The following is an 11,848-nucleotide window of genomic DNA, read 5'->3' on the forward strand; positions in this document are numbered from 1 at the left end:
AAGTGAAATTTTGGAGCTCAACCTTGAACAAATTCCTCGAGAACAAACACTTTCAAAGAAAGAGTTCATCCGTAAGTATTTCAAGCCACAAAAGCCAGTGGTGATAGAGAACTTTGTTGAGGATTGGCCAGCATATTCTAAGTGGAACTTGGAATATATGAAGGACATTGCAGGAGAGAAAATTGTCCCGCTCTATGATGATAGACCTGTAAAGCATGATGAAGGGTTTAACGAACCCCATGCTAGGATGAAGATGAAAGACTATATTGAACTTTTAAAAAGTGAACCTACAAAATATCGTATTTTTCTTTGGAATGTTTTAAAGGAAGTCCCGCAACTGCAAGACGACTTCACATATCCTAACTTTGGCCTAAGACTAATGAAAAGATTGCCGATGTTATTTTTTGGAGGGAGTAACTCGCATACATTTATGCATTATGACATTGATTTGGCCAACATTTTCCATTTTCATTTTGAAGGAAAGAAACAATGTATTCTTTTTTCACAATCAGAAACAAAATTCTTGTATAAGATTCCACATTCTTTAATTACTAGGGAGGATATAGATTTTGCAAAACCAGATTTAAAAAAATGGCCGGCATTAAAAAATGCCAAAGGCCATAAAACGCAATTGGAGCATGGGAATGTGCTATATATACCGGAAGGATATTGGCATCATATGAAATATATGACACCAGGGTTTTCCTTAAGTTTAAGGGCGATTGCCAGGAATCCAAAAAACTTTGGAAAAGCGGCTTATAATATTCTTTTTATGCGTCATTTTGATAATCTAATGCGCAGACTCAAAGGACAAGAATGGATCGATTGGAAGAATGAAAAAGCAATTAAGCGTACACATAGTGCACTAATTCAAGAATAGGGCTCTTAGGGTTATATGAGTTCCTTTAGCTTTTCATAGACTAGATTACTTTCCCAGCCTCTATAGAGAAGATAATCGGCCAATTTTTTCTTTTTCTTTTGAACGTTGGTTTCACTGATTTGAGTCACCCTTTTTTTGGCAAGTTCATCTAGGGTCCTGTGATAATCTTCTTCGTTTATTTCTGCCAAGGCACTTTTAATATTGAATTTTGATACTTGACGTAGCTTCAATTCGTTCACAATACGATTTTTGCCCCATTTTTTAATGGTAAATTTTCCTCTAGCATAGCTTTTTGAAAAACGTTCCTCGTTTAAGAAATTCTCTTGAATAAGGTGTGTGGTAATTTGATCTATAGCTTCTGGAATCATGCGCATGCCCTTTAGCTTTTCTACTACTTCTTTATGGCAACGCTCTTGGTAGGCACAATAACGCTCTAATTTCTTGGTAGCTTCGGTAAGGCTATATGCTTTATGGCTGATCAAGTTATCGGTTTTTACGGGAGTTCAGTTCAGCTTGCATTATCTTGGCTTGTTTCAGATTAATGATAACAATAATCGCGGAGCCTATAGTAACGATTAAAAGAGGTAGTGCAGAAGTATCTTTTTTGAATATAAAGAGATATAGAACCGTAAGCAATACAAGAATAGAGGTTCCAATCAACATCGCAACAATTGCTTTAATGGTTTTTATATTTTGTCTTAACTGTTCAGACGATTGTGTCTTTATTTTTTTGTTCTTCATTTTAAGATATAATACCTCTCAATAATTAGCTTTCAATATACTAAAAACAAAAAAAGCGACTCTAGAAATAGAGTCGCTTTGTATTATCTAATTGTTTTACCGTCTTTGTTTTTAAAACGATATTCAAGGTATGTATAGGCATCTCTGGGTTGAATTTTAACCCATTTCTTATAATCTAAGAACCACTTATAGCGTGGAGATGGAAATCCTTTAGTTAAGTAAGCAGCAATAAAAGGGTGTATATTCAAAATAATACCATTCTCTTTTTGGTTACCTTTCATGATTCGCTCTAAATCAACATTGATTTTGTCTATTAAAACTATGGGAGCTTCAACTTCGGTTCCTGAACCATTTGGATTTTCCTCACTTGTCTTGATATTCATTTCTGGACGAACCCTTTGTCTGGTTATTTGTACCAGGCCAAATTTACTGGGGGGCAAGATTTTGTGCTTTGCCCTATCATCTTTCATTTCATCCCTTAAATGATCAAACAATTTTCTTCTGTGATCACCTTTGATCATATCAATGAAATCGACAACAATAATTCCACCCATGTCACGAAGGCGAAGCTGTCGTGCTATTTCGGATGCTGCTGAAAGATTTACTTCCAGGGCAGTATCTTCTTGATTTTTAGCTTTATTAGAACGGTTACCACTGTTCACATCAATTACGTGAAGCGCTTCTGTATGTTCTATAACAAGATAAGCTCCTCGGCTCATGGAAGCCGTTCGACCAAAGGAAGTCTTTATTTGACGTTCAATTCCAAATTTTTCAAAAATTGGAGATGTGCCAGAATAATGTTTTACAATAGACTCCTTTTGGGGTGCGATTTCATGTAAATAATCCTTGATTTGATTATAAAGCGTTTCATCGTCAACATGTATTCCTGTAAAGGAATCGTTAAAGACATCTCTTAATATGGAAGAAGCTCTGTTTAGCTCTACCAATACTTTGGATGGATGAGGTGCTTTTTGCAGTCTCCTGCACATTTTCATCCATTTGGATGATAAATTCTGAAGATCTTTGTCTAGTTCTGCAACTTTTTTGCCTTCTGCAACGGTACGTATAATTACGCCAAAACCTTTGGGCTTAATACTCTTTACAAGACGTATTAGCCTATCTTTTTCTTCTTTGCTTCCTATTTTTTGTGATACGGAAACACGGTCAGAAAATGGAACCATAACCAAATAACGCCCTGCTAAGGAAAGTTCTGAGCTTATTCTTGGTCCTTTGGTGGAAATGGGTTCTTTTACAATCTGTACCAATAATGACTGATTGGCCTTAATAACTTCGTTAATACTGCCATTCTTGTCTATATCTTTTTCAAATGGAAAATCTTTCAAGGAATAGTCTTTTAACTTTCCCGTTCTAACTTTTTTTATGAATTGCAACATGGATGATAATTGCGGACCTAGGTCATGATAGTGCAGGAACGCATCTTTTTCATAACCTACATTTACGAATGCCGCATTTAGACCGGTAACGGGTTTTCTTATCTTAGCTAAGAAAATATCCCCTACGGAAAAATTGTTGTCATCCTCATCTTTGTGTAATTCTATAAGTTTTCCATCCTTTAGTAAGGCAAAATCGACTGCTTCCGGGCTAGATCTAACAATTAACTCTCTATTCACCTGAATCGATTTTTATTTATCCTGTAATATTTTACGGGATAAATGATTAAACAATATATAGAATCGGTTTTTTCAAACCGATTGAAATTCTTTTTTTGAATCTCTATGTCAAAGAACGTATGTGTGTAAAATGAAAAAGTAGTTGTTACAACTACTTTTTCTTGTGTCGGTTAGCTCTCCTGCGTTTTTTACGCTTATGGGTAGCTACCTTATGTCTTTTTCTTTTTTTACCACTCGGCATATGGCTCTTCCTTTAATGTTAATTATATTATTTTACTTGAACGTTGCTCTTTACACCTTCAACAAACACTTTTGCTGGTTTGAAGGCAGGAATATTGTGTGCGGGAATTTTAATGGTAGTGTTCTTAGAAATGTTTCTACCTGTTTTTTCCGCTCTTGTCTTAATGATAAAACTTCCGAAACCTCTTAAATAAACATTATCACCATTCTCCAAGGACGATTTAACCTCCTCCATAAACGATTCTACCGTTGCTTGTACGTCTCCTTTTTCAATACCTAGTTTTTCTGAGATTCTAGTTACAATATCTGCTTTCGTCATTTCGTATTATTATTTTCTTATTTTTTTAGGCTTGCAAATATAAAAATTAAAATCAATCTTTTGTTTAAACCCTTTAATTTTAAGTATATAAACTGCTACATTTAACCATTAGTATTTACCTGCATGTCTTTTTCCTTAAAAATCTTGAAATGGTACGATGAACATAAACGTGAACTTCCATGGAGAGCTACCAGAGATCCATACAAGATTTGGCTTTCTGAAATTATGTTGCAGCAAACACGTGTTGCACAAGGAACACCTTATTATCACAAGTTTTTGGAAGCTTTTCCTACGGTCTACGATCTTGCAAATGCAAAAGAGGACGAGGTTTTAAAGCTCTGGCAAGGTTTGGGATACTATTCTAGGGCTAGAAACCTTCATGCAACCGCAAAAATAGTGGTTGAGCAATATAAAGGTGAATTTCCCAACACTTATAAGGAACTAAAAGAACTAAAAGGAGTTGGAGATTATACCGCCAGTGCTATCGCATCCATTTGTTTTGATGTGCCTGAACCCGTTGTAGATGGTAATGTATATCGTGTTTTGTCTAGGTATTTTGGAGTGGATTTACCTATAAACAGTCCAAAAGGGATTCAACATTTTAAGCAATTGGCGCGAGATGTAATGAATACGGAAAATATTAGAGACTACAATCAAGGTATCATGGAATTCGGGGCGATACAATGTGCCCCAAAAAAACCATACTGCTTATTGTGTCCTTTAAATGATAGTTGCGTGGCCCTAAAAGAAAACAAAGTAGGCCAGTTACCGGTAAAACTTAAAAAAACCAAAGTTAAAGATAGATATTTTAATTATTTGGTTGTTTTGGATTCTAATAAGAACACTTTATTGGAACAAAGACAAGGTAGAGGAATATGGCAAAACCTATATCAGTTTCCTTTATTGGAATCAGAAAAAATACTGGAATTGAATGAATTACATGAGCAAATGTCCAAAGAATCTAGTTTGCCCGTTTCGCAAACGGTAACACTATTTAATGAGCAAGCTATAGTGCACAAACTATCCCATCAACACTTGCATACAAAGTTTTGGATTTTGGAAACAAAGGACGCAATTGAAGGGGGGGTTTCATGGGAACAGATTCATACTTTTCCCGTTCCGGTTTTGATTGCCGATTTCATCAAAACATTTAAAATTTAGTACTTTTGACTAATTAAAGAATTATGAGCGGGACATTAAATAAAGTGATGCTAATTGGGCATTTGGGAGACGAAGTAAAAATCCATTATTTTGAAGGAGGCAACTGTATTGGAAGATTTCCTTTGGCCACCAATGAAACCTATACCAATAGACAAACGGGAGAGAAAGTCACCAACACGGATTGGCATAATATTGTTGTAAGAAATAAAGCTGCTGAAATATGTGAAAAATACCTGAGCAAAGGAGATAAGGTATATTTAGAAGGAAGGTTGAAAAACCGACAATGGCAAGGTGAAGATGGCAATACCAGGTATACTACAGAAGTACATGTTCAGGATTTTACATTCTTGTCCACTAAGAAGGAGAGTATGGCTAATACACAACAGTCCTCAGGACCAGCAGTGCAAAACGACCCTGTTAAACCTACAGAACCTGCACCGGTTGATGGAACGGAACAGGATGATGACCTACCATTCTAGAGAAATAAGTTTAAAACAATTTACATTTGGATCCTGAGCCCTATTGTTTGGCGTTTTTCTTGACCACTTTTAGCGGTATATTCACAATCAAGGTGATTGTACTTTTACTTCTTTTAGGATGTTCTGCACTAATATCTGGAGCTGAGGTGGCATTGTTTGGCCTCTCCCAGACAGATTTAAACGAACTTGAAGAAACAGATACCTCAAGAGGGAAACTTATAGTCCGGTTATTGAACAAGCCAAAAAAACTGTTGGCAACGATATTGATTACCAATAATGCCATCAATATTGGAATAGTTTTATTGTTCAGCTCAATTGGGAATACCATTTTCTCAGAGATAACCCAAAACCTTTTTGGAGTGGTCTCCGTGCGTTTTCTTTTAGAGGTCATCGTTGCTACATTTTTAATTTTAATGTTTGGCGAAATCTTACCGAAAATCTATGCAAATAGAAATAAGGTTCAGTTTTCGCATTTTATGTCTATTCCCTTAAAACTTTTAAATACTCTCTTTACACCTTTAAGTTCGCCCATGAGTTCCGCTACGGTTTTTCTTCAAGAGAAATTGGGAAAGCAAAAATCCAATTTAAGTGTGGATCACTTATCTCAAGCATTAGAGCTTGCTTCGGAAGGAGATACTACAAAAGAAGAACAAAAGATATTGGAAGGGATAGTAACCTTTGGGAACACGGATACAAAACAGGTCATGCGTCCTCGCATTGATATTTTTGCGTTGGATGAGGAGATGAAGTTTCTGGAGGTTATACAAGAGATAAAAAAGAATGGCTATTCTAGAATCCCTGTTTTTTCAGAAAATATGGACAATGTCCTCGGTGTTCTTTATGTCAAAGACTTGTTGCCATATATAGATAGAAAGAGTTTCAATTGGATGTCATTGATTCGTGAACCCTATTTTGTTCCAGAAAATAAAAAGTTGGATGATTTGTTATTAGAATTCCAAGAGAAGAAAAACCACCTTGCCGTTGTAGTGGATGAATATGGTGGAACTTCTGGGATAGTAACACTGGAAGATATTATTGAAGAAATTGTTGGGGATATTAGTGATGAATTTGACGATGAGGATTTAGTTTTCTCCAAGCTGGACGATTATAATTATGTTTTTGATGGAAAAACCACATTGAAGGATTTTTACCGTGTTGTTAAGATTGAGGATGAAGAAGATTTTGAAGGGCAAAAAGGAGAATCAGAAACCATTGCCGGGTTTGTGTTGGAGATTTCGGGGAACTTTCCAAAGCGAGGAGAAAAAGTACTGTTTAAGAACTATCAATTCATTGTAGAAAGTTTAGATAAGAAGAGGTTAAAACGTATAAAAATTACATTGCCGCATGAAGCATAGTTGGATTTCAATCGTAGTTATTCTTGTTCTTTTTGTAAGTTGTAAGGACGAAGTCTTGCCAAAACCAAAGGCAATGTTGCGTTTGGAATATCCAAAAGCGGAGTACAAAGAACTGGACGCTGACTGCTCCTACATTTTTGACCTAAATACCTTATCCGTGGTAAAAGAAAATAAAGATTGCTCTTTGGTTTTGGATTATCCAGCCATGAAAGGGTCAATTTATATTACCTATAAACCTGTTAAAGACAATCTTAATACGCTGCTGACAGATGCGCAAAAACTCTCATATGAGCATGTGGTAAAGGCGGATAATATAGTAGAACAGCCCTTTATAAATTCCAATGGTAGAGTTTATGGAATGTTTTATGAGGTTAGTGGCAATGCAGCATCCCAGTCACAATTCTATATTACGGACAGTATCAACCATTTTGTAACTGGGTCACTCTATTTTTACGCGAAACCTAATTATGATTCTATTCTTCCTGCAGCTTTTTATATGCAAAAAGATGTTAGACGGATAATGGAAACCTTACGCTGGAAAGAATAACATTATTCCGTAGCCAATAACGCTTCTGCTTTTTTAATACTGGAATTAATCTGTTCCTTCAGCGCGTTCACCTTAGCTTCTTCTTCATTTAACCATCCTTGTTTTTCTTCGGAAAGTTCTTTTCCGTCTAAAATTTCATCAGAATCAAAACGGTTCCCAAATGACATCATCCAGTCCATCATATTAGTATTGGCCGCTTGAAGGTCTTTCATAGCTGCTTCGTATTGACGACCGGTTTCGGTCGTGTCTACTTTGCTTTTGAGTTCTCCTACCAATTTCCCTAATTTCCCCATTTTGGGCATTACCTCATCATGAACAGCCATTACTTGCTCCATTTGAGTTGGTCCTTCAGGCACTTTTTTTTCTTCCTTACATGCAGTTGCAAAAAGCAAAAGCGCAATTAAAAACATGGGATATTTCATTATTTCTTTCTTTTGTTCAAATGTATTTATTTTTCAATATATGGATCCAAACCTAAATCATACATTTTTTCAGTCATAATGCTTACAACGCGATCCGCTTTATCGGGGTGTCCACTTTCAAAAGGAGGTTGTGGGTCATACTCTAAATTTAATGCTACAAACTCGGCATAGTTACGACCTAAAATTTTGTCTACCAGAGCCATGCTCATATCAATGCCAGCAGAAACTCCCGCGCTTGTCCAGTATTTACCATCATTTGTGTAACGCTCTTTAACAAAAGTTGCTCCATATTCGGCCAATTTTTCTTCGGCACGGTACCAATGGGTAGTTGCATTTTTTCCTTTTAAAAGTCCTGCTGCACCTAAAATCCAAGCGCCAGTGCACACACTAACTGTATATTTGCTGTTTTGGTCAATTTTACGCACCCAATCCAATAGCTCTTGATCTTTGGTGGCTTGGTATGTTTCTATAAAACCTCCAGGAATGACCAACATATCCAGCTGTTCAATATCTTCAATCCCGTACTCAACTTCAATTTTCACCTTGTCACTGCTGGTAATGGTTCCTTTGTTCCTTCCTATGAGTATTTTCTCGGTAGGGAACATACTGTTCAATACGGAAAGCGGCCCCATGGCATCCATAGTAAAAAAACCATCATAAAGTAAAATCCCAATGCTTTCAATGGTATCCGTTGGGACCTCGTATAAAACGGCCATAGACTCTGTGTGTCCCATAAGGGCCAATTCTTCATTGGAATAGGCCGTGCCATCTGGTTTTAAGTTACGATCTTGTTTTTTTACCACTGCCTTTTCGTGGGCATTTGTATTGGAAGGGGTCTGTTTTTCTTGGCATGATAGAAGCCCTATTACTAAAAAGATGATTATTGTATTTTTCATTTTGTACTTTTTTTTGGATTAAAAATTCTTGAGGTTAATAGGTAAAGACTGAATCCTGAAAGGATGGTTACCAATCCAAACAGGGCAAACGCCCTAAGCAAAAGGTTGTTGAAGTTATCCCGCTCTTGATAGTCCATGGTATGAAGCATCCAAAAGAAATCAAAAACACGCCATTTGTTGCTTCTAAAGGTTTGTACGTTCCCATATTCGGTAGAAACATATACGGTTGTGTTCGCAGGCTCATCAAAAGTAATGGCGTATGCAGGTAATGGTCTGCCCCTATACTCATGATGTTTCCCCGTTTCGGTTAGATATTCTACCATTGTTATTGGAGCATTTACGGAAAGTTTTGCTTTGGCCACATCTATGCTTTGTTTCTTACTCAATGAGGGTAGTTTTTGTCCAGTTTTTGCATCAAATAGAAAAACTTTTTCACCCTCTCCCGTCCGTACTATCAATCTATAAGCGGGATGATTTAGATTTGAGAAAACTTCTAAAGAAACAATACTGTCGTTATCCCCAAGATTCTGAGTGAATATTGATGGAGACACTAAAGTATCTGAGACAAAAATTGGGGCATCTTTTTTCTTTAGGGTACTGCCTCGTATTTCCTCAATGTTGGTCCAACTGAAATAGAGACCGCCAAGGGTCCAAAGAAAGAATTGGATTCCTAAGATAACGCCCAAATAGCGATGCCATTTTCGATTAAGTTGAATAAGTTTTCTCTTTGTCATAATGGTAAGCCCGGAAGCATTGCTTCCGGGCATTTTTGGTTAAAATCTATAAATAACTGAACTTCCAAAGGTTAATGGCGCTGCTGTCCTAACATTTCTACTTCCAAAACTAGTATCCGCATTTCCAAAGGCCAAGTAGGTTTCATCCGTGAGGTTTTGTCCCCAAATAGCCAATTGGTAATTTTTATACCCAAAAGTGACCCTAGCGTTCAGCAATGTGTATGAAGGTTGTTCCAAGGTATTTTGAATATCTGTATAGTAACGGCCTATACTTCTAAGTTCCGTTCTAAAGGTTCCCTCGATTTCTTTAGAAAGGCCTGCGGTATATTGAGCGCCTAGAAATAATGTATACTCAGGTGCATTACCCAGTGAGTTACCGCTAATATCTGTACGTACCTCTTCTCCAGAAAGGAAATCCTGCCGAACCAGTTCAAAATCCTTGTACTCAGTGTCCGTAAATCCAAAACTTGCATCAAATTGTAATCCGTTCACTGGTATTATGGCAGTTTCCAACTCAACACCCAACGATCTTGCATCGCCAACATTTTCCCTTGCAAATGTAGATGGCGCCACTAAGTTGAAAAATTGAATATCTGTCCAGTCAATATAAAAAGCTGTTGCTCCCAACCTAAAACGATTGTTAGGGGTGTTTACCTTATAACCCAACTCAAAGTTGTTTGAGTATTCTGGGTCAAAGGTCTGTTTTGTCCCTTCTGGCAATCGCTGTGCATTTATGCCTCCTGCCCTAAAACCCCTGGTGTAACTTGCATACAAATTGGAATTGTTATTAGGGGTAAAAGAGACGGCAGCTTTAGGTGATATTGCTGAATAGTTACCATTTTCAGTAATCTCCGGATTAAATTCAACAAACGTTCCATTGGAAAAGATTAAATCTCCAAATCCATTGAATGTGGCTTTGCGTTCCTCATAATCATAGCGAAGGCCTCCTGTAAACTGAAACTTTTGGGTAAGGTTGACAGTAAATTCCCCAAAAGCAGCAAACCCTTTGTTTGATCCTTCGTTTTTGGAGATAATGTTGGAACCTCTTGGAAGCCCAAAAAAATCAGCTTCGGGGTCAGTCAATTCTTGAGCTAAATTGGTGGAAGGTTCAAATGCATTTTGTGTGAACCCAAAAAGCCCCCCGGTGTATTGCCATCTAGAATCTAAATTGACCGAATTAATTCTAAACTCCTGACTCCATACTTCTTGTGGTGGAAGTTTCTCACTAATCTCATCATCAACAAAAGAATGAAAAAAACCAGGAAAATCGATATCTTCAAACGCCAGAACAAGATTTTGATAGGTTGTTATGGAGCTCAATGTATAGCTTTCCCCAAAATGTTTGGCAACCAAAGCTGTATTGACAATGTTTCTATTATGGCTTGCCAGTCGGCTTAAATAAATCTTATCAGGATTTTCAAAAGCGATTTCTTCATTCGGTTGGGAGACGAAAAATCCAGAGGCATCGGACCAATCTCTTTGTCCTTTTACATTAAGAGAAAGACTTAGCTTTTGACTTGCCAACCACTTTAAACTAAGATTCCCATATAAATTGCTGAAATCACCAACCGATTCCCCATTTAAGGAGATATCTGGTATTGGCGCTAGAGAAGCATCGTTTTCCCAATATCCGTCCCTAGATTGAAACAGACCATTAAAACCAAAGAACAGTTTGTTCTTTACTAAAGGAGTTTTAATGCTTATTGCATGACGCTGTAAACTTAAATTCCCAAAACCAACCTCGGCAAAACCTTCGGTTTTATTTGTTGGTTGCTTAGTCAAGATATTTATTACCCCGCCCATTGCGTTTCTGCCAAATAATGTTCCTTGAGGCCCTCTAAGGACCTCAATACGCTCAATATCTGTTAATGCAAATCCGTTTGCAAGAATGTCCAACTGATTCACATCATCAATATAAGTTGCCACTGCAGGGTTCTCACTAAAAACCTGTATGCCCCTAATAGATTGGATGGCCTGGAATGGCACACCAGATTCTTGATAGAGATAATTGGGTACAACTGCTGTAAGTCCATCCAACCCCCAAGTACGAGTATCCTCAATGGTCTTACTGCTTAATGAACTGATCGAGATGGGAGAGGCCACTAAGGTTTCTTCACGTTTTCTTGCTGAAACCACCACATCTCCCAAAACTGTAGTTTGTTCCAATAAGACTATAGTTAGCTCAGATTCCTCAAAGATGACCACGGTCTGTGCTGCAAAACCCAACGCAGAAACCACCACAGCTTTTGAGGGAGTATTTAACTTTAGTGTAAACAGCCCCTTTTTGTCCGTAGCTGTACCAAGATCGCTATTTAGAACCGAGATGTTTGCCAAAGGGATTGGATTTCCTTGAGAATCTATAACATTCCCTTTTAATGTAATTTGAGCCGTTGCGCATAAAAACGAACATGCAAAAATTGCCAGTATCAGTACTCTTTTCATG

The 11,848-nt window shown here is 37.3% G+C and carries 13 protein-coding genes; 5 read left to right on the forward strand and 8 right to left on the reverse strand.

The annotated features are described in order from the left end of the window. The first annotated feature begins 10 nt into the window (after window positions 1-10). Window positions 11-880: a cupin-like domain-containing protein gene (locus tag LV704_RS10335; protein ID WP_163420385.1), complete on the forward strand. Its 870-nt coding sequence runs from the start codon at window positions 11-13 to the stop codon at window positions 878-880. 11 nt (window positions 881-891) lie between these two features. On the opposite strand, the gene LV704_RS10340 is transcribed toward LV704_RS10335, so the two are convergent. The 4 genes from LV704_RS10340 to LV704_RS10355 form a co-directional block, all read right to left on the reverse strand. Further along, window positions 892-1,362 (reverse strand): regulatory protein RecX, encoded by a 471-nt coding sequence (locus tag LV704_RS10340; protein ID WP_163420384.1) that lies wholly within the window; start codon window positions 1,360-1,362, stop codon window positions 892-894. 1 nt (window position 1,363) lies between these two features. Then, window positions 1,364-1,621, reverse strand: a complete 258-nt coding sequence (locus LV704_RS10345) for a hypothetical protein (RefSeq protein ID WP_163420382.1) — start codon at window positions 1,619-1,621, stop codon at window positions 1,364-1,366. 83 nt (window positions 1,622-1,704) lie between these two features. Continuing rightward, window positions 1,705-3,252: a ribonuclease E/G gene (locus tag LV704_RS10350; RefSeq protein ID WP_163420380.1), complete on the reverse strand. Its 1,548-nt coding sequence runs from the start codon at window positions 3,250-3,252 to the stop codon at window positions 1,705-1,707. A gap of 268 nt (window positions 3,253-3,520) precedes the next feature. After that, window positions 3,521-3,811 (reverse strand): HU family DNA-binding protein, encoded by a 291-nt coding sequence (locus tag LV704_RS10355; protein ID WP_036380395.1) that lies wholly within the window; start codon window positions 3,809-3,811, stop codon window positions 3,521-3,523. 123 nt (window positions 3,812-3,934) lie between these two features. Between LV704_RS10355 and mutY the strand changes: the two genes are divergently transcribed. Genes mutY through gldD form a run of 4 tightly spaced genes read left to right on the forward strand, consistent with a single transcriptional unit; the run spans window position 3,935 to window position 7,353 of the window. After that, window positions 3,935-4,972 carry an A/G-specific adenine glycosylase gene (gene mutY, locus LV704_RS10360; RefSeq protein ID WP_163420378.1) on the forward strand — a complete coding sequence of 346 codons (1,038 nt, stop codon included), beginning with the start codon at window positions 3,935-3,937 and terminating at the stop codon, window positions 4,970-4,972. A gap of 23 nt (window positions 4,973-4,995) precedes the next feature. Then, entirely contained in the window at window positions 4,996-5,451 is a 456-nt protein-coding gene (locus LV704_RS10365) for a single-stranded DNA-binding protein (RefSeq protein ID WP_163420376.1), read from the forward strand. A gap of 26 nt (window positions 5,452-5,477) precedes the next feature. Next, window positions 5,478-6,806 (forward strand): gliding motility-associated protein GldE, encoded by a 1,329-nt coding sequence (locus tag LV704_RS10370; RefSeq protein ID WP_163420375.1) that lies wholly within the window; start codon window positions 5,478-5,480, stop codon window positions 6,804-6,806. Next, window positions 6,796-7,353 carry a gliding motility lipoprotein GldD gene (gene gldD / locus LV704_RS10375; protein ID WP_163420373.1) on the forward strand — a complete coding sequence of 186 codons (558 nt, stop codon included), beginning with the start codon at window positions 6,796-6,798 and terminating at the stop codon, window positions 7,351-7,353. The genes LV704_RS10370 and gldD overlap by 11 nt, the downstream gene beginning before the upstream one ends. Window positions 7,354-7,355: 2 nt before the next feature. Here the strand turns inward: gldD and LV704_RS10380 are convergent, their stop codons facing one another. From LV704_RS10380 to LV704_RS10395, 4 genes are read right to left on the reverse strand one after another with little or no spacing between them, the layout of a single operon-like run. After that, window positions 7,356-7,775 (reverse strand): hypothetical protein, encoded by a 420-nt coding sequence (locus LV704_RS10380; RefSeq protein ID WP_163420371.1) that lies wholly within the window; start codon window positions 7,773-7,775, stop codon window positions 7,356-7,358. Window positions 7,776-7,801: 26 nt separating this feature from the next. After that, the gene (locus LV704_RS10385) at window positions 7,802-8,671 is read right to left on the reverse strand and encodes a DJ-1/PfpI family protein (protein WP_163420370.1); all 870 of its coding nucleotides are present in this window, start codon (window positions 8,669-8,671) and stop codon (window positions 7,802-7,804) included. After that, entirely contained in the window at window positions 8,668-9,438 is a 771-nt protein-coding gene (locus tag LV704_RS10390; protein ID WP_205597855.1) for a PepSY domain-containing protein, read from the reverse strand. Before LV704_RS10390 ends, LV704_RS10385 begins: the two co-directional genes overlap by 4 nt. A gap of 6 nt (window positions 9,439-9,444) precedes the next feature. Then, entirely contained in the window at window positions 9,445-11,847 is a 2,403-nt protein-coding gene (locus tag LV704_RS10395) for a TonB-dependent receptor (RefSeq protein WP_163420369.1), read from the reverse strand. Between the last annotated feature and the right edge of the window lies 1 nt (window position 11,848).

The organism is Flagellimonas sp. CMM7, from assembly GCF_021390195.1.
In the GTDB taxonomy this organism is placed as follows: Bacteria; Bacteroidota; Bacteroidia; order Flavobacteriales; family Flavobacteriaceae; genus Flagellimonas.